The organism is Pseudomonas sp. MM227 (assembly GCF_947090715.1).
Classification (GTDB): Bacteria; Pseudomonadota; Gammaproteobacteria; order Pseudomonadales; family Pseudomonadaceae; genus Aquipseudomonas; species Aquipseudomonas baltica.
In genome coordinates this window covers 2,129,507-2,145,835 of record NZ_OX352319.1, presented here as the reverse complement: position 1 = coordinate 2,145,835, position 16,329 = coordinate 2,129,507, and the positions used below count along the sequence as shown (strand labels likewise).

Here is a 16,329-nt window from a genome sequence, read left to right as displayed (position 1 = left end):
CTGCCCTGAAGATCAGACCTTGACGATCCAACCCTGTGGAGCTTCCACGTCTCCGGACTGGATACCGGTCAACTCCTTGTAGAGGCGTTGGGTGAATGGGCCCACTTCTTCCTGGCTGAAGAACACGTGCAGCTTGTCCTGGTATTCGATTCCCCCGATCGGGGTAATCACTGCCGCGGTGCCGCAAGCGCCGGCCTCCTTGAACTGGTCGAGCTGATCGATCAGCACATCACCTTCGATCACTTTCAAGCCCAGGCGCGATTGCGCCAGTTCGATCAACGACAGACGAGTGATGCCAGGCAGCACCGATGGCGATTTCGGGGTCACGAATTCGTCGTTGCGGGTGATCGCGAAAAAGTTCGCCGAACCCACTTCTTCGATCTTGGTGTGGGTCTGGGGGTCCAGGTAGATGCAATCGGCAAAGTTGGCCTTCTTCGCATTGGAACCCGGCATCAGGCTGGCAGCGTAGTTGCCACCCACCTTGGCGGCACCGGTACCGTTGGGCGCGGCGCGGTCGTAGCCGGAAATGACGAAATTGTGCGGCTTCATGCCACCTTTGAAGTAGGGGCCAACCGGGATGCAGAAAATCGAGAAAATGAACTCGGGCGCTGTACGCACGCCGATGTTGTCGCCCACGCCGATCACGAACGGACGCAGGTAGAGGGCGCCGCCTGAACCATAGGGCGGAATGAAGCGCTCGTTGGCGGCGACCACCTGGCGGCAGGCGTCGATGAACACGTCGGTGGGCACTTGTGGCATCAACAGGCGACCACAGCTGCGCTGCATGCGCAGGGCGTTCTGGTCGGGGCGAAACAGATTGATCGAACCATCCTTGCAACGGTAGGCCTTGAGGCCCTCGAAGCACTGCTGCCCATAATGAAGCGCGGTCGAGCCTTCACTGATGTGCAGCACATTGTCTTCGGTCAGGTTGCCCTGATCCCATTCACCGTCGCGCCAATGCGACAGGTAGCGCAGATCGGTCTTGATGTAGTCGAAACCCAATTTGTCCCAGTTGATGCTTTCGTGACCCATGACACCCTCTACCCTTTGGCGATCGCCTGAACAGCACAGGCTTTTACGAATGGACACAACAATACTGCATTTGCCTGGCCCGCGCAGCCTGGCTAGTGGAAATCGCGGCTGCGTACATCCAGCCCATGGAGCATGGCGCTGACATCGGCCATATGCCCGGCGATGACGTGGCGCACGCCGTCCTTGTGCTCGAACCGGCCCTTGACCTGCATCATCTGCGAACCCACCAGCACCCGCCGCTGGCGCTCGGCCAGATCCCGCCAGACCACCACGTTGATCATGCCGAATTCGTCTTCCAGGGTGACGAAGGTCACCCCGCTGGCGGTCGACGGCCGTTGCCGGCCCGTCACCAGCCCGGCCACGGTCACCGGACGGCCGTGGGCCAGGCTTTGCAGGTCATGAGAACTGCGGCAGCGCAATGCTTGCAGACGCTCGCGCAGCATGGCCAACGGATGCGGACCGAGGGTTGTGCCCAGGCTGGCATAGTCGGCGTAGAGGTCTTCGCCGACACTGGGGACCGGCAAGGCCACGGGCTCTTCGCGCAGGCCGGGCACTTCGGCGAACAGCGGCAACTGTTGCTCGACGCTGGCGACATCCCAGCGGGCCTGATGGCGATGCCCCACCAGGCCGAGCAAGGCATTGGCATCGGCCAGCTGTTCCAGGCTGCGGTTGTCCAGCGCACAGCGCCGGGCCAGGTCGGTGACGTCGCGGAACGGGCCGCCAAGGCGAGCCTGCTGCACGGCGCGACCGGCCTCTTCGCGCAGGCCCTTGACCATCCGCAACCCCAAGCGTATGGCCGGTTGCCCACCTTCGCCGGGCTGCAGGCTGCAGTCCCAGTCGCTGTGGCACACGTCCACGGCGAAGATCTGCAGATGATGGCGACGTGCATCCTGGAGGATCTGGTCGGGACTGTAGAAGCCCATGGGCCAACTGTTGATCAGGGCGCAGGCAAAGGCTGCCGGCTCATGACATTTGAGCCAGCAACTGGCGTAGGTCAACAAGGCGAAACTGGCCGCATGGGACTCGGGAAAACCGTAGCTGCCGAAGCCCTTGATCTGCTCGAAGATGCGTTCGGCGAACTCACGGGTATAGCCGTTCTTGAGCATGCCTTCGGTGAGGCGGAGCTGATGCGGTTCCAACCCGCCGTGGCGCTTCCAGGCGGCCATCGAACGGCGCAACTGGTCGGCCTCCCCTGGCGTATAGCCAGCGGCGACGATCGCCAGCTCCATCACTTGTTCCTGAAACAGCGGCACACCCAGCGTGCGTTCGAAGACTTTCTTCAGGGCTTCGGAGGGATAGCTCACGGCTTCCTCGCCGTTGCGCCGGCGCAGATACGGATGAACCATGTCACCGACGATCGGCCCCGGCCGGACGATGGCGACTTCGATCACCAGATCGTAGAACGTCCTGGGTTTGAGGCGCGGAAGCATTGCCATCTGCGCCCGGGATTCGATCTGGAACACGCCGATGGTATCGGCGCGGCTGATCATGGCGTAAGTCTGCGGGCACTCCTTGGGCAAGGTCGAAAGGGTCAGTTCGCGGCCACGGTAGCCGCGTACCAGATCGAAACAGCGGCGGATCGCGCTGAGCATGCCCAGAGCCAGAATGTCGACTTTCAACAGGCCCACGGCGTCCAGGTCATCCTTGTCCCACTGGATCACCGTGCGCTCGGCCATGGCGGCGTTCTCGACCGGAACCAGAGTGTGCAACGGGTGTTCGGAAATGACGAAGCCCCCCGGATGCTGGGACAGGTGACGGGGGAAACCGATCAGCTGCTCGGTCAGCGCCATCACCCGCTTGAGCACCGGGCTCTGGGTTTCGAATCCGGCCTCCACCAACCGCTCGAGTGGTGGCAGGTGGTCGCTCCAGCGCCCGAAGCAATCGGCCAGGGCGGTGATCTGATCTGCTGGCAGGCCCAATGCCCGTGCCACATCACGCACCGCGCCCGCCCCTCGATAGCTGCTGGCGACAGCGGTCAGGGCGGCACGCTCGCGACCGTAGCGACGGAACACGTATTGCAGGACTTCCTCGCGCCGCTCGTGTTCGAAATCCACATCGATGTCCGGTGGCTCGTTGCGTTCCTTGGAGATGAAGCGCTCGAACAGCATGTGTGTTTCACGCGGGTCGAGCTCGGTGATGCCCAGGGCGAAACACACCACCGAGTTGGCGGCCGAGCCGCGTCCCTGGCAGAGAATGTGCCGCTCGCGGGCGAAACGGACGATGTCGTGGACGGTCAGGAAATAGCTTTCATAGCCCAGCTCGATGATCAGTTGCAGTTCCTTGTCGAGCAACGCCTGCACCTCGGGGTCCACTCCAGACGGCCAGCGCCAGCGCGCGCCCTGGGCACTCAGGTGGCGCAGCCAGGCACCGGCGTCGTAGCCACGCGGCACCAGCTCGCACGGATATTGATAGCGCAGTTGGCCGAGGTCGAAGCTGCAACGCCGGGCTATATTCAAGGTTTCCTGCAGCAGCGCGACGGGGTAGATGTCGGCCAGTTGAGACAGCCCGCGCAGATGGCGTTCGCCGTTGGCGAACAGCACATGCCCCGCTTCGGCCACCGGCACGTGATGGCGTATGGCAGTGATGGTGTCCTGCAGGGCACGCCTGCCGCGGGCATGCATGTGCACGTCGCCGCAGGCCACGGCCGGCAGGCCCAGGGTCTTGGCCAGGCACAGCAGATTCTGCAGGCGCCTCTGGTCATTGGCGCCGCGGTGCAACTGCACGGCCACCCACAGGCGCTCGGCAAAACGCCCCTTGAGCCAATGGCCGTGGGCGAGATCGTGGGGTTCATCGGCTATCCACAATGCCAGCAAGCCGTCGCGTTCGACCTCGTCGAGGTCATCACGCAGCAACCGGTACTGGCCCTTGTTCGCGCGCCGTCGAGCCAGGGTGATCAAGCGGCACAGGGCCTGGTAGCCCTGGAGATTCTGCGCCAGCAGCACCAGCTTGGGGCCTTGTTCGATGCGCATTTCACTGCCGACGATCAACGTCATCGAATGGGCCTGGGCAGCCTGCCAGGCGCGCACGATACCGGCCATGGTGCATTCATCGGTGATCGCCAACGCTCGATAGCCCAGCGCCGCAGCCTTGGCGAACAGTTCCTGGGCGCTGGACGCGCCGCGCTGGAAGCTGAAGTTGGAAAGGCAATGCAGCTCGGCGTAGCCCTGGCTCATGCGAACCAACCCTGCAACAGCAACTGAGGGTCATCGCCCACTGCGCGGTAGGCCCAGCCCCGTCGCCCTGCCGAAGTTTCGACCAGATAGTAGTCGCGGCGCACATCGCCACCGTCCCACCACCCGGATTCAATGCGCTCAGGTCCCGCCAGCACACGCAGGCCCTGCGCGGGCAAAGGCTCGGCCTGTTCGAGCAACCAGCCTGGACGGGCTGCGCCCAGGTCTGGAGAGGCCGGCACCCAAGCACCATCGTTGCGCCAGGCCCGCTCGGGGCGATGGTCCGCGTGGGCGCGCAGATCCTGCAAAGCATCGTCGCCGAGGCGTGCTCGCAGGCGTTCGCGCAACTGCTCCCAGGGCTGGGTCTGTTGCGGTCGCTGGTCGAACAGCTCCTTGCAGGCAGGTACGAAGCGCGGCAGATCGAGCGCGCTCAACCGTACCACCTGCACAGGCCGGGGCACCTGCAGATGCTCGAAGCGCCCGCGGGCCAGTTCGAACAACAGCGCGGCGTCGCGCTCGGCAGCGAGCAAGCCGACTTCGACCAGGGTGTCCTCGCCCTCGGCATGCTTGAGATGCAGGGTGAAACGCTGCACCCCAACATCCCGCCCGGCCAGATACACCGCCAGGTCGTTGATCAGGCGCCGCAGGGGAAACAGCAGCGCCTGATGGGATTCCACATCGAAGTTGAGTTCGATGTGTTGGTCGAATACATCGGCAGGAATGAAGAATTCCAGGGCCAGGGGCCGGTACCCGAGCAGGGTGTCCAGATGACTGAGCACCTGGGCCGAAAAGCGCCTGGCAAGTTGCGCCCTGGGCAGCGCCAACACCTGGCCCAGATGGCGCATACCCATGCGCTTGAGCGCGACGGCATCGGCGGCGGCGAGCCCGACCCGCTCCACCGGCAGGCGCTGGAGAACATCGGCCAGTGTCGATTGATCCTCAACGCTGAGACCGTCATAGGCGTTGGCCAGCATGCGTGCCGCAGCCGGGTTGGGGGCCAAGGTGATGCGATGGCGGAAGCCCAGGGCATCGAGTTCGCTGCGCAACCGCGCCTCGAACTGCGGCCATGGCCCGAACAGCCCAAGGGTCGACTGCACTTCGAGCAACAGGACCCGGGGGTAATGCACGCTGACCTGGGAGCTGAACCGATAGGCCCACGCAGCCAGGAAACGCTGCCAGTGTTCGATCTGTGCTGGGTCGTAGGGTGCGGTGGCGAAATCACGGCTGAGCATGTAGGCGGCGGTGAGTGACTGCCCCGGTTTCAGGCCCAGTTCACGTGCCGCCGGATTGACTGCTTGCAGCAAGCGTCGCTGCAGCGGGCCGGTGACCAGGGCAAGCGGTTGCTGTGGGTCTTCGCGTTGGCGCAGCACGGCGTCGAGCGCCAGTTGCGGCAGCAGAATGCAGGCCCACAGCATGGCAATCTCAAACGTAACTGACGAAGGTGACGGGCATCGCGGGCGGTATCCCGCCGCGACATTTGAGTACCTGCACCTGCCCTGCAGGCGCATGCAGCGACAGCCGCAGCGCTGCCGGTGACGGGTTGAGCGCCGCCCGCTGTTCGCGCAAGGCAAAGCCCAGGGTCTCGCCGGTTTCTGCCGCCACCTGCAGGCGTCGCATGGCCTTGTCATCAGGGTTCTGCGGCCAGCAGAGTACCGCTGCGCAGCTGCCGGAACGCAGGCATTGCTCGGCAGCCCACAAGGTGTCCTTGCCTTGGGCCTTGAGCACGCAAAGATGCTGCAAACGGACACCCGCCGCCATCCAGGCATGGGGATAGGGAATGAACGGCGGTGCTATCAATACGATTCGTTCGCCCGCCTGGCTCAAGCGCGCCAGGGTCGGCCAGAGCAACTGCAATTCGCCACTGCCGTTGGCGGTAAGCAGGATTTCACTGAGTGCCGCCGGAGGCCACCCACCGTTGGGGAGCACGGCATCGAGGGCAGCATGCCCGGTGGGCTGCAAGCCGCTGGGAGCGGTTTCCTGACGTCCGCGCCAGATGCGGCGTTGGTCGATCAGGCCTTCCAGGCTGACCACGGCGCCCATCACTGCCCTGCCCTCGAGGCCAGGTTGCTGGGGGAATGAAAATAGGTGAGTGGGAGTGATCTGTTCATGGCTGCATTTTTACTACTGTATGCATGAACAGTAAAGCGTCTATTTTCAGTTCTCGCCACCAAGGGTGCCAACGGTACCGATCAGGCCGGCGTTGCCACCAGTAATTTGCGCAATGGAAAGCGCGATGCGCCGCTCCAACCGAGAAATTCCTGTTCCGGCATGGGCCGGGCGAAAAAGTAGCCCTGGGCTTCATCACAGCCCAGGGCGCGGATCATCTGCATGCACTTGAAGGTCTCGACACCTTCGGCCACGGTGCGGTAGCCCAGCTTGCGCGCCAGTTCCAGCACCGTCTGCACGATCAGTTGATGCCGCGGGCTATGCTCCATGCCGGTGATCATCGACTTGTCGAGTTTCACCACGTTGGCGGGTATTTCGTGCAGGTAGGAGAAATTGCTGTAGCCGGTGCCGAAATCATCGATCGCTACATCCACGCCCAATTCGCGGATGGCGGCCAGCTGTGTCAGCACCAGTGGGTTGGAACGCAGCCACTCGCCTTCGGTAATCTCGACCTCGAGGCGCTCGGGGTGGATGCCGTAGGTGCGACAGGCCGCGCTGATGACCTGATTGATGTCGTGGCCGTCGAAATCCAGCGCGGAAAGATTCAGCGACAGTTTGGTCAGCACCGTTGCAGGCCACTGGGCCAGCTTGGCCAAGGCTGCGTCGATGACCCAGCGCGTCACACTATGGATCAACGCACTCTTTTCCAGCACCGGAATGAACTCGGCGGGCGAAACCGGCCCAAGCCGTGGATGCTCCCAGCGCAGCAATGCTTCGGCACTGACCTGATCACCCTCGGGCAAGGCGAAGCGTGGCTGGAACACCAATCGCAGCTGCCCGTCGCGCAGCGCCTGGGTCACATCGGACGCCAGCCGGAAGGACCTGCGATAGGCGTTATCGCGCACGGGGTCGTACCACGCCCACGCCTGACCGCCGAGCAACGCCAGTTCGGCCGCGTACATGGCTTTGCGCAGTGCATCGCGGACCGCTTCGAAGCTGATCAGAAATGGCGTGACGCCAGCGCGCACGGTGGGTCTAACCGGCATGCCTTCTATCTGCGTGGGACAGCGCAAGGCGTGCACCAGCATGTCGAGATAGCCGCCGACATCGGCTTGCTCGGCGTCCAGCACGAAGGCGAAACGCTTGCGGCCGATGTGGTAGACCGGGCCCTGCCCCGCGCGCAGGCGCAGCAGCCGACGGGCTATGCAGCACAACAGGTTCTCGAATGGGACCATGCCAAGGGCCAGCGTCATGTCATGGGCCCAGGCGGTATCCACGGCATCGATCAGCACCAGGTGGCGGGACGCTCCCGGATGCTGCAGCAACAGATGGCCAAGGTCGGTGAGAAATTGTCGCCGGTCGGGTAACAGGGTCAGCCGGTCACAGGACACTAGAGCCTGGGCAGAAGCATGAACGGGATCGGACATGACACTTTCCTGCAGATGTCAGGCTCGAGCTTCCTGCGAGAGACCGGGCAATTTGAGAGAGGGCAATTCAATTGATGGCAAAATAACATCACCCTAAATACTTGCCAAGCGTCATCTGCCCGATAGCCGGTCCGCGAGCATCGGAACTGCCATCCGACACTGCTACACTGCGGCAAACCCTGGGATGGAATGGACGATTCATGCTCGAAGCCCTGCTGTTCGACCTCGATGGCACACTGACTGAAACCGACGCCTTGCACCTTCTCGCCGTGCAGCAATTGCTGGCCGAGGAAGGTCGCGAATTCACCCATGAAGAGTTCCAGTTGCATGCCAGCGGCCGGGCCAATGCCGACATGTGCCAGTACCTGTTTCCAGAGCGCTCGGTGGCGGAGCACGAAGCGTTCGCCGATCGCAAGGAAGCGCGCTTTCGCGAACTTGCACCGCAACTTGCGCCGATTGCCGGGCTGTTGCGTTTGCTCGACTATGCCGAGCAGGCGCAACTGGGCATGGTGGTAGTGACCAACGCACCGCGTGCCAATGCCGAACACATGCTCGATGCCCTGGGTCTGGCCGAGCGCCTGCCGACAGTGGTGGTTGCCGAAGAGCTGGCACGCGCAAAACCCGATCCCCTGCCCTACCTGACCGGCCTGCAACGCTTGGGCGCACGCGCCGAGGCAGGCATTGCCTTCGAAGATTCGGTACCTGGGGTAACTGCTGCGGTTGCGGCTGGGCTGTTCACCGTGGCGCTATCGACCAGCCAATCGGCGCAGACCCTGCGGTCCGCCGGGGCTAACCTGGTGATCGAATCCTTCGAGGATGAAAACCTCTGGATTCATATCGAAAAGATGCGCAATTCCCTGTAACCGCGAAACCGCCGATGCGGCTCGCCATCCCCTGTAGCAGCGGCGCAAGCCGCGTCTGGGCTTACCGCGTTGGGCCAGATGCTCAGCGGATACCGCCGACGCGGCTTGCGCCGCTGCTACAACAGGTTGTCGAGCAAGAAATTCCCCGGTCGCTGCGGGGCGTCGTTTTCGATTTCGGGTACCAACGCTTCATCCTTGAGGTGGACGCCCGACAGCTTGCGTTGCCGGGCCTCGCGCATAAGGTACTGCAACTTGTGCGCAGCGGTGGCGTAGCTCAGGCCCTGCTGGCGAACATTGGAAATGCAGTTGCGCGCGGCATCGTTCAACCCCACTCGCGGTGCATAGGTGAAATACAGCCCGAGGCTGTCGGGCGAACTCAGGCCCGGCCGCTCACCGATCAGCAGTACCACCATGCGCGCGCCCAGTGCCTGCGCGACCTCGTCGGCCACGGCCACCCGTCCTTGCTCGACCAGGCATATCGGCGCCAGGCTCCAGCCCTCGTCCCCCGCGATCTGCTCGATGCGTTGCAGCATGGGCAGCGCATGCCGGTGCACAGCCAGTGCAGAAAGACCGTCGGCGATCACCACCGCCAGGTCGAACCCTGCCGAACTCTCGCCGGCGTGAGTGAGCAACTGCTGCAGCGAAGCCTCGTCCAGGCGACGACCCAGGTCAGGACGCTGCAGATAGACATGCCGGTCAGTCGCCGCGCTGTGCAGGCTCAAACTACCGGGACAAGCCTCGGCGAGCGCTGCCTTGTCGAACGGCAGGTGCACGGCATCGCGGGCTTGCGCATGGGCGTACTGGAAGTCCAGCTGTGCGCTGCTGGGCAAGCTGGTGCCGGCCCGGCCCAGGGCTATGCGCGCCGGTGTCAGTGCACGCAGCGCGCTCCAGGGGTCGCCTCGGGTGGGAGTGTTGTCGTTCATGGCTCACCTTCGAGCAGATGGATAGCGTTAGCCAAACCTTGGCCGTCAACCCAGACGGGCCAGGGCCCTGCCGAACAACGGCGGAACACCCGTACCCAGGCGCAGCTGGCCGTCCTGCTGTTGCAGAATGTCCATGCGCGCCAGCCAATCTTCGAACTCCGGTGCCGGCCGCAGGCCCAGGGTCTTGCGCGCATACAAGGCATCGTGAAAAGAGGTGGTCTGGTAATTGAGCATGACGTCGTCCGACCCCGGAATGCCCATGATGAAATTGATACCGGCCACGCCCAGCAGGGTCAGCAGCATGTCCATGTCATCCTGGTCGGCCTCGGCATGGTTGGTGTAGCAGATGTCGCAACCCATGGGCACACCCATCAGCTTGCCGCAGAAATGGTCCTCGAGCCCTGCGCGGATGATCTGCTTGCCGTTGTACAGGTATTCAGGGCCGATGAAGCCGACCACGGTATTGACCAGGAATGGGTCGAACCGCCGTGCTACCGCATAGGCCCGCGCCTCGCAGGTCTGCTGGTCGACCCCATGGTGGGCGTTGGCGGACAACGCACTGCCCTGCCCGGTTTCGAAGTACATCAGGCTGTTGCCCTGGGTGCCGCGCTTCAGGCTCAGGCCTGCTTCATGGCCTTCCTGCAACACCGCCAGGCTGACACCGAAGCTGCTGTTGGCCGCTTCGGTGCCGGCGATGGACTGGAACACCAGATCCAGCGGCACGCCGCGCTCGATGGCGGCTATCGAAGAGGTCACATGGGTCAGCACACAGGATTGGGTCGGTATGCCGTAATGCTGGATCACGCCGTCGAGCATCTTCAGCAGCTCGCTGATGGCGCTGAGGCTATCGCTGGCCGGATTGATGCCGATCATGGCATCACCGTTGCCATACAGCAGGCCATCCAGAACACTGGCAGCGATACCGGCCGGATCGTCCGTGGGATGGTTCGGCTGCAGCCGGGTCGACATCCGCCCACGCAGCCCTACCGTGTTGCGAAAGCGCGTGACCACGCGAATCTTCTGCGCCACCAGGACCAGGTCCTGCACACGCATGATCTTTGACACGGCAGCGGCCATCTCCGGCGTGATGCCGGGCGCCAGGGCCCGCAGGCTGGCTTCGTTGGCCTCGTCGCCGAGCAGCCAGTCACGAAAGCCGCCCACGGTCAGATGGCTGACCGCAGCAAAGGCCTGGGCATCGTGGGTATCGACGATCAGGCGGGTGACTTCATCCTTTTCATAGGGGATCAGCGCCTCGTGCAGAAAACGCGTGAGCGGCACGTCCGCCAGGGCCATCTGCGCCGCCGCCCGCTCGGCGTCGCTGCCGGCAGCGATTTCGGCCAGGTAGTCCCCCGAGCGTGCCGGACTGGCCTTGGCCATCAACTGCCGGAGACTGTCGAAGCGCCAGGTCTGCCCGGCGATGCTGTGCACGAAACTCATGCTGCCCTCCTCACTCGCTGGCCATTGCGGGGTGGCTGTCGCCGCGGCTGCGCACGAATACGCAGAACAGCCAGCCGAGGCACATCAGACCGATGAAGATCCCGCAGATCATCGCATTGAACCACACCATCGCCACCAGACACACCAGCGCCAGCACCAGCGCAATGGCCGGCACCAGCGGATAGCCGGGCGCGCGGAAGGAACGCTCGAGCTGAGGTTCGCTGTGGCGCAGCTTGAACAGGCTGAGCATGCTCATGATGTACATGACGATGGCACCGAACACAGCCATGGTGATCATTGCCGCGGTCAGGCTCAGCCCCTGCAGGTTGACCAGCCCATCGCTGAAGATCGCCGCGATGCCCACCACCCCACCGGCGAGGATGGCGCGGTGCGGGGTGTGGAAGCGCGATAGCTTGGCCAGGCCCTTGGGCAGGAAACCCGCCCGTGCCAGCGCGAAGAACTGCCGTGAATAGCCCAGGATGATTCCGTGAAAGCTGGCGACCAGCCCGAACAGGCCGATCCATACCAGCATGTGCATCCAGTTGGAGTTCTCGCCCACCACGCCTTTCATGGCTTGCGGCAGCGGGTCGTTGATGTTCGCCAGGGAGCGCCAGTCGCCGACGCCGCCGGCGAAGATCATCACGCTGATGGCCAAGGTGACCAGGGTCAGGATCCCGGCGATGTAGGCCCGGGGAATGGTGCGTTTGGGGTCCTTGGCTTCCTCGGCGGCCATGGCCGCACCTTCGATGGCCAGGAAGAACCAGATGGCGAAAGGAATCGCCGCGAACATCCCGCTCAATGCACCGAGGCTGAACGTGTCGGACCCGGCCCAACCGCCCAGGGCGAAGTTGCTGAAACTGAACGCCGGCGCCACCACGCCCATGAACACCAGCAATTCGAACACCGCCAGGATGGTCACCACCAGTTCGAAGGTGGCCGCAATGCTCACGCCGACAATGTTGAGGCTCATGAACACGGCATAGGCACCGACCGCCGCCCATTTGGGATCGAGCCCGGGAAACTGCACGTTGAGGTAGGCGCCGATGGCCATGGCGATGGCCGGCGGGGCGAAGACGAATTCGATCAGGGTCGCCAGCCCGGCAATCATGCCGCCTGCAGGGCCGAATGCGCGCAGGCTGTAGGCAAATGGACCACCCGCATTGGGAATGGCCGTGGTCAGTTCGGTGAAGCTGAAGATGAAGCAGGTGTACATCACAGCGACCATCAGCGTGGTGCAGAGGAAACCCAGGGTGCCGGCACTGCCCCAGCCATAGCTCCAGCCAAAGTATTCACCGGAGATCACCAGGCCAACGGCGATACCCCAAAGGTGCAGCGTGCCCAGCGTAGGTTTGAGTTTCGAAACGGTCATGGGGTGTGCCCTCGGAGACGGATGTGCGCATAGGAACGTTCCTGAAGGGTAACCATAGGCGCCAAGTGGCTACTTGACGCCTCGAAAGTGAAAGCAGCCCTACTCTCGATGATCGAACCGCTGCGCCAGTCTGGGGCTTGCCGCGATTGACTGCCCCGATCCAACGCACCGATGCCCGCACTTCCCAGGCGGCGCAGGGCTGGGCCCACAGGAACGCCATTTCCTTGAAACATCTGCACACATCAAGCCAGTCCAAACCTCTGCCAGGCATATCCTGGTTCGCTCATCCCGCGGAATGGCGAACCCAGAGCCACACTCATGGTCGCACTGAGGGAGCGACGTGCTCGGTCCGGGAGTTACCCACTCATGTTTCGCTTATTGCGCAGTTGCTTGACCCTGGCACTTCTGGCCGGCATAGCGGGATGTTCGCTGTTGCCCTCCAGGGATCCGGTTTCCATCAGTGTGGTGGGCATCGAGCCCTTGCCTGCGCAAGAGCTGGAGCTGCGCTTCGCCATCAAGCTGCGGCTGCAGAACCCCAACGAAACCGCCATCGACTACGACGGCATAGCGGTGAACCTGGACGTCAACGGCCAGCCGTTGGCCAGTGGCGTCAGCAGCCAGCACGGTCGTATCGAACGTTATTCGGAGGAAGTGCTGGCCGTGCCTGTGAGCGTGTCTGCGTTTACGGCGTTGCGCCAGGCCGTGGGCCTCAATCCCGCCCAGAGCCTGAACGGCATGCCCTACCGATTGCATGGCAAGCTTGCCGGCGGACTGTTCGGAACGGTGCGCTTCAGCGACAGCGGTACGTTGAGCCTGCCGGCTGCAGCGGGCTATTGAAACCCGGCGCTTGTGCCGCCGAATCCGACAGCCCCTGGCTCAGCGTGCCGCGGCCATCAGCTTGTTCACTTCGGCACGCACCATGTTGGCGTATTCAGGGGGAGACATGCCGTCCAGCTCGGCGCGTACCCACTCGGCCCAACGCCCCTTGCGTTTGGCCTTTTCCCCGATGAGTCGGGCAGCATCGGCCTTGGCCTTGCCCAGGTTGGCTTGCCACAGCTCGTAGAGACGGGCCTTTTCATCCTCGATCATGGCGCGCTCGGCCAGCGAACGATTAGCGAGATTGAAGCTCATTGCGAGTACCTGCCAGCAGAAAAAACAGGCGACATCTTACACGTCTGGACATGAAAACCTGTAGGAGCAAACGCTGCGCCTGAGCCCTGCATGCAACTTTCCAGGGCGCCGGGACTCAATCTTGCACTGCCTTAAATAAACACCAGGAGTGAGTGAAATGGCCCGTAGATCAAGTGCTGAATCGGCCGAGGATCAAATCAAGGATCAAGTTTTCAGCGAGCTGCTGGCGTTGATCGAAGAATCGGAAAAAATGCTCAGGGACGGCGCCTCCCTGGTGGGTGATGACGCCAATAGCCTGCGCGCGCAAGTCAATTCCAAGCTGGAGCACGTTTCGTACTCCCTGGCCGGACTGCGCGAGCGCGCCAAGCCAGTGGTCGAAGCCACGCAAACCTACATCGGTGGCCATCCTTGGCAGACCGTTGCTGCTTCGGCAACCTGCGGCCTGTTGCTGGGTCTGCTGCTGGGCCGTCGCGACTGATCAGTCCGCACTGCACCCACAGATTTCACCCGTGTTCTCGCATCGTTGTTCCGGGCCGTCGATCGCAGCGGCCCTTCCTGCATCATTCTCCAGCCAAAGCCCGCAATCTTTCCAACTCTTCGACAGGCATCGGAATGCCCTGAGTCCTTGCCATCGCGCGCTGGCGATAGCGCCTGTCGCCCGAGAGGCGCGATTGCCCGGCTTCATGCATGCGCTCGACCAGCTCGCGGCTACGTTCGGCAAAGTTCTGGCCAGCACGCTTGTCAGGGTCGATGACGATGATCAACTGCCCGGTCCAGGGCGTCTGCGCACCAGGATGACGTGTCCAATCGAACTCGAAGGAAAAATTTCCACCGGTGAGGGCCGCTGAAAGCAGCTCCACCATCATCGACAACGCCGAGCCTTTGTGGCCACCAAACGGCAGCAGCGCCCCGCCATCGAGAATTGCCGCCGGGTCGGTCGTCGGCTGCCCGTGCTTGTCGACACCGGCACCGACAGGCACGGGATGCCCGGCCCGCGCCGCGATCTGTACATCACCGTGGGCCAGTGCGCTGGTTGCCATGTCGAAGACCAGCGGATCCTTGCCTGCGCACGGCGCTGCGAAGGCGATCGGATTGGTGCCAAACAGCGGTTTGGTGCCTCCATGGGGAACGACGCAGGTCATGCTGTTGACCACGCTCAGGGCCACCAGGCCTTCGGCGGCGAACGGTTCGACATCCGGCCAGAGCGCGGCAAAGTGATGGGAATTGCGGATGGCCAGCACGGCGATACCTGCCTCGCGCGCCTTGCTCACCAGCAGCCCACGCGCCGCGGCGAGTGCTGGCTGGGCAAAGCCACCGGCGGCATCCACTGCCACATAACCACTGGCAACGTCTTCGACCTGCGGACGCGCCTTGCCGTCCACCCAGCCGCTGGCCAGGGTGGAAAGGTAACCGGGAATGCGGAATGTGCCGTGGCTGTGGGCCCCGTCTCGTTGGGCAGTTGCACAGTTGTGAGCAAGAATGTCGGCCACCTCGGCAGAGGTGCCATGACGCAAGAAGATCTGACGCAGCAAGTGCGTCAGATCTTCGAAGGACAGCGATTGAACGGCGGGGTCGCTAGCAGGCATCGGGCATTTCCTGGCGTCAACGGAACGAGGCCCTAGTACGCCACACCCACCCGCCTCAGGACAAGCCCGCGGGCATCAGTCCTTCTGATCGCGCAGCACGTTGCCCGACTGGCCGTCGATACGGAACTCGTAGGCTACGCCGTCGGCTTTCTTGCCCTCACCTTCCCAGTAGCCGTTGTCGTCAGCTTCGATTTTCCACACTTCCGTGTAACCCTTGGACTTGGCGGTCTCGATGGCTTTCTCGATGGTGATCCAACCAGCGCCGGGCTTGTCGGCCAGCGCCAGGCCAGCGGTCATCAGGGCGGAAGTTGCAACGACGGCAGTCAAAGTCTTCTTGAACATGGGGCACTCCATAACAGTGATTGGTTTGTGCTGCACTGTCTTGGAGCGTCACCTCGAAAAATTAGTTCAAAGGCCGCCCGCTTACGGTCGCTTGACCTTGCGACGCAGCACACCGTTGATCACCACCACCAGTACGGCGATACCCATGGCAATGTACTGAAAGAGTTTTTCGGTGATCACGCCTTGAGTCTGCAGATAGGACAGCCCGAGCATGATCAGCAATACCACCAGGGCAATCAGCAAGGAATATTTGATACGTTGAGCTTGAGTCATGTAGAGGTCCTGACAGTCGTGTTGGCCCGGATTCTGTTGCCGGGATGTATCTGTTTGCATGCCATGTTACATCGCCAGCGACGACCGAGGCACAGTGTTCGAGCACATCGCCACGGCCAATGTCATGCCAATGACGGTATGGATTTCCCACGCAGTTGCCGGAACCTGCCCACAGCCAGAGACCTCTTGACTCCTAGAGCCTCAGGGGCGCCTGGACAAGAATGACCTCCGGCCGGATTGGCCAAGTGCTGCCACAAGGAAGTCACCATGAACACCCAACAGCTCCAGCAGATCGACGTCGAGCAACTTCCCCATTCGCTGCAGGTATTGATCGAATGCATCGGTGTCGAACAGGCCTACCGCCTGACCCAGCTCTACGGCGGACGCCCGCGCTACATCCCCAAACACCCGCAACGCACCGCTCTGGCGGAACATCTGGAAGCCGCAACGGTAGTGGCGTTGATCCAGCGCTTCGCCGGCATGGCCCTGGAAATTCCCAAGGCCGATCATTTCCTGCGCCAATGGCGCAACCAGCAGATCCACCACGAGACGCGCAACGGCACATCTCGCAGCGTACTGGCACACAAGTACGGCCTGAGCCAGCGGCAGATCGGCAATATCCGCCGAACCCTGGCCCTTTGAGCCTTCCCCCAGGCCCGATTGGTGGGCC

General features: G+C 62.9%; 16 protein-coding genes. 4 read left to right on the top strand and 12 right to left on the bottom strand.

From position 1 onward, the window contains the following. Positions 1-12 precede the first annotated feature (12 nt). The 5 genes from ONG87_RS09670 to ONG87_RS09650 all read right to left on the bottom strand — a co-directional run bounded on the left by ONG87_RS09670 (position 13) and on the right by ONG87_RS09650 (position 7,735). Positions 13-1,032 carry a branched-chain amino acid aminotransferase gene (locus ONG87_RS09670; RefSeq protein WP_122476961.1) on the bottom strand — a complete coding sequence of 340 codons (1,020 nt, stop codon included), beginning with the start codon at positions 1,030-1,032 and terminating at the stop codon, positions 13-15. 92 nt (positions 1,033-1,124) lie between these two features. After that, positions 1,125-4,205: an error-prone DNA polymerase gene (locus ONG87_RS09665; RefSeq protein WP_264382760.1), complete on the bottom strand. Its 3,081-nt coding sequence runs from the start codon at positions 4,203-4,205 to the stop codon at positions 1,125-1,127. Further along, positions 4,202-5,617 (bottom strand): DNA polymerase Y family protein, encoded by a 1,416-nt coding sequence (locus ONG87_RS09660; RefSeq protein WP_264382759.1) that lies wholly within the window; start codon positions 5,615-5,617, stop codon positions 4,202-4,204. Before ONG87_RS09660 ends, ONG87_RS09665 begins: the two co-directional genes overlap by 4 nt. Positions 5,618-5,624: 7 nt before the next feature. Then, positions 5,625-6,242: a translesion DNA synthesis-associated protein ImuA gene (imuA, locus tag ONG87_RS09655; protein ID WP_264382758.1), complete on the bottom strand. Its 618-nt coding sequence runs from the start codon at positions 6,240-6,242 to the stop codon at positions 5,625-5,627. Between the two features lie 149 nt (positions 6,243-6,391). Further along, positions 6,392-7,735 (bottom strand): bifunctional diguanylate cyclase/phosphodiesterase, encoded by a 1,344-nt coding sequence (locus tag ONG87_RS09650; RefSeq protein ID WP_264382757.1) that lies wholly within the window; start codon positions 7,733-7,735, stop codon positions 6,392-6,394. A 200-nt stretch (positions 7,736-7,935) separates the two neighbouring features. Here ONG87_RS09650 and ONG87_RS09645 point away from each other — a divergent pair, with 200 nt between their 5' ends. Beyond that, positions 7,936-8,598 carry an HAD family phosphatase gene (locus tag ONG87_RS09645; RefSeq protein WP_122476955.1) on the top strand — a complete coding sequence of 221 codons (663 nt, stop codon included), beginning with the start codon at positions 7,936-7,938 and terminating at the stop codon, positions 8,596-8,598. A gap of 116 nt (positions 8,599-8,714) precedes the next feature. Here ONG87_RS09645 and eutC read toward each other — a convergent pair whose 3' ends face one another. The 3 genes from eutC to eat are packed head-to-tail and all read right to left on the bottom strand — an operon-like array spanning position 8,715 to position 12,327. After that, complete coding sequence (gene eutC / locus ONG87_RS09640; RefSeq protein ID WP_264382756.1) at positions 8,715-9,521, bottom strand: ethanolamine ammonia-lyase subunit EutC; 807 nt, start codon at positions 9,519-9,521, stop codon at positions 8,715-8,717. Between the two features lie 45 nt (positions 9,522-9,566). Next, positions 9,567-10,958: an ethanolamine ammonia-lyase subunit EutB gene (locus ONG87_RS09635; protein ID WP_264382755.1), complete on the bottom strand. Its 1,392-nt coding sequence runs from the start codon at positions 10,956-10,958 to the stop codon at positions 9,567-9,569. A 10-nt stretch (positions 10,959-10,968) separates the two neighbouring features. Next, positions 10,969-12,327, bottom strand: coding sequence for an ethanolamine permease (gene eat / locus ONG87_RS09630; protein ID WP_264382754.1), 1,359 nt, complete (start codon positions 12,325-12,327; stop codon positions 10,969-10,971). A 366-nt stretch (positions 12,328-12,693) separates the two neighbouring features. Here eat and ONG87_RS09625 point away from each other — a divergent pair, with 366 nt between their 5' ends. Beyond that, on the top strand, positions 12,694-13,164 hold the full coding sequence (locus ONG87_RS09625; protein WP_122476948.1) for an LEA type 2 family protein: 471 nt from the start codon (positions 12,694-12,696) through the stop codon (positions 13,162-13,164). 39 nt (positions 13,165-13,203) lie between these two features. On the opposite strand, the gene ONG87_RS09620 is transcribed toward ONG87_RS09625, so the two are convergent. After that, complete coding sequence (locus tag ONG87_RS09620) at positions 13,204-13,458, bottom strand: hypothetical protein (protein WP_122476946.1); 255 nt, start codon at positions 13,456-13,458, stop codon at positions 13,204-13,206. Positions 13,459-13,615: 157 nt separating this feature from the next. On the opposite strand from ONG87_RS09620, the gene ONG87_RS09615 reads away from it, so the two are divergent. Continuing rightward, entirely contained in the window at positions 13,616-13,936 is a 321-nt protein-coding gene (locus ONG87_RS09615) for a YqjD family protein (RefSeq protein ID WP_122476944.1), read from the top strand. An 82-nt stretch (positions 13,937-14,018) separates the two neighbouring features. On the opposite strand, the gene ONG87_RS09610 is transcribed toward ONG87_RS09615, so the two are convergent. From ONG87_RS09610 to ONG87_RS09600, 3 genes are all read right to left on the bottom strand, one after another. Then, on the bottom strand, positions 14,019-15,044 hold the full coding sequence (locus tag ONG87_RS09610) for an Ldh family oxidoreductase (protein ID WP_264382753.1): 1,026 nt from the start codon (positions 15,042-15,044) through the stop codon (positions 14,019-14,021). Positions 15,045-15,119: 75 nt separating this feature from the next. Further along, a complete protein-coding gene (locus ONG87_RS09605; protein WP_122476941.1) occupies positions 15,120-15,386 on the bottom strand; it encodes a PepSY domain-containing protein in 267 nt (88 codons plus the stop codon). Between the two features lie 81 nt (positions 15,387-15,467). After that, on the bottom strand, positions 15,468-15,659 hold the full coding sequence (locus ONG87_RS09600) for a hypothetical protein (RefSeq protein WP_185793444.1): 192 nt from the start codon (positions 15,657-15,659) through the stop codon (positions 15,468-15,470). A gap of 267 nt (positions 15,660-15,926) precedes the next feature. On the opposite strand from ONG87_RS09600, the gene ONG87_RS09595 reads away from it, so the two are divergent. Then, on the top strand, positions 15,927-16,301 hold the full coding sequence (locus ONG87_RS09595) for a Mor transcription activator family protein (RefSeq protein WP_122476937.1): 375 nt from the start codon (positions 15,927-15,929) through the stop codon (positions 16,299-16,301). Positions 16,302-16,329: the final 28 nt, after the last annotated feature.

Bases quoted from the DNA above. Each gene is read 5' to 3' on its own strand.
- ONG87_RS09670 (WP_122476961.1), bottom strand. From the start codon at position 1,032: ATGGGTCACGAAAGCATCAACTGGGACAAATTGGGTTTCGACTACATC.
- ONG87_RS09665 (WP_264382760.1), bottom strand. From the start codon at position 4,205: ATGAGCCAGGGCTACGCCGAGCTGCATTGCCTTTCCAACTTCAGCTTC.
- ONG87_RS09660 (WP_264382759.1), bottom strand. From the start codon at position 5,617: ATGCTGTGGGCCTGCATTCTGCTGCCGCAACTGGCGCTCGACGCCGTG.
- imuA (WP_264382758.1), bottom strand. From the start codon at position 6,242: ATGGGCGCCGTGGTCAGCCTGGAAGGCCTGATCGACCAACGCCGCATC.
- ONG87_RS09650 (WP_264382757.1), bottom strand. From the start codon at position 7,735: ATGTCCGATCCCGTTCATGCTTCTGCCCAGGCTCTAGTGTCCTGTGAC.
- ONG87_RS09645 (WP_122476955.1), top strand. From the start codon at position 7,936: ATGCTCGAAGCCCTGCTGTTCGACCTCGATGGCACACTGACTGAAACC.
- eutC (WP_264382756.1), bottom strand. From the start codon at position 9,521: ATGAACGACAACACTCCCACCCGAGGCGACCCCTGGAGCGCGCTGCGT.
- ONG87_RS09635 (WP_264382755.1), bottom strand. From the start codon at position 10,958: ATGAGTTTCGTGCACAGCATCGCCGGGCAGACCTGGCGCTTCGACAGT.
- eat (WP_264382754.1), bottom strand. From the start codon at position 12,327: ATGACCGTTTCGAAACTCAAACCTACGCTGGGCACGCTGCACCTTTGG.
- ONG87_RS09625 (WP_122476948.1), top strand. From the start codon at position 12,694: ATGTTTCGCTTATTGCGCAGTTGCTTGACCCTGGCACTTCTGGCCGGC.
- ONG87_RS09620 (WP_122476946.1), bottom strand. From the start codon at position 13,458: ATGAGCTTCAATCTCGCTAATCGTTCGCTGGCCGAGCGCGCCATGATC.
- ONG87_RS09615 (WP_122476944.1), top strand. From the start codon at position 13,616: ATGGCCCGTAGATCAAGTGCTGAATCGGCCGAGGATCAAATCAAGGAT.
- ONG87_RS09610 (WP_264382753.1), bottom strand. From the start codon at position 15,044: ATGCCTGCTAGCGACCCCGCCGTTCAATCGCTGTCCTTCGAAGATCTG.
- ONG87_RS09605 (WP_122476941.1), bottom strand. From the start codon at position 15,386: ATGTTCAAGAAGACTTTGACTGCCGTCGTTGCAACTTCCGCCCTGATG.
- ONG87_RS09600 (WP_185793444.1), bottom strand. From the start codon at position 15,659: ATGACTCAAGCTCAACGTATCAAATATTCCTTGCTGATTGCCCTGGTG.
- ONG87_RS09595 (WP_122476937.1), top strand. From the start codon at position 15,927: ATGAACACCCAACAGCTCCAGCAGATCGACGTCGAGCAACTTCCCCAT.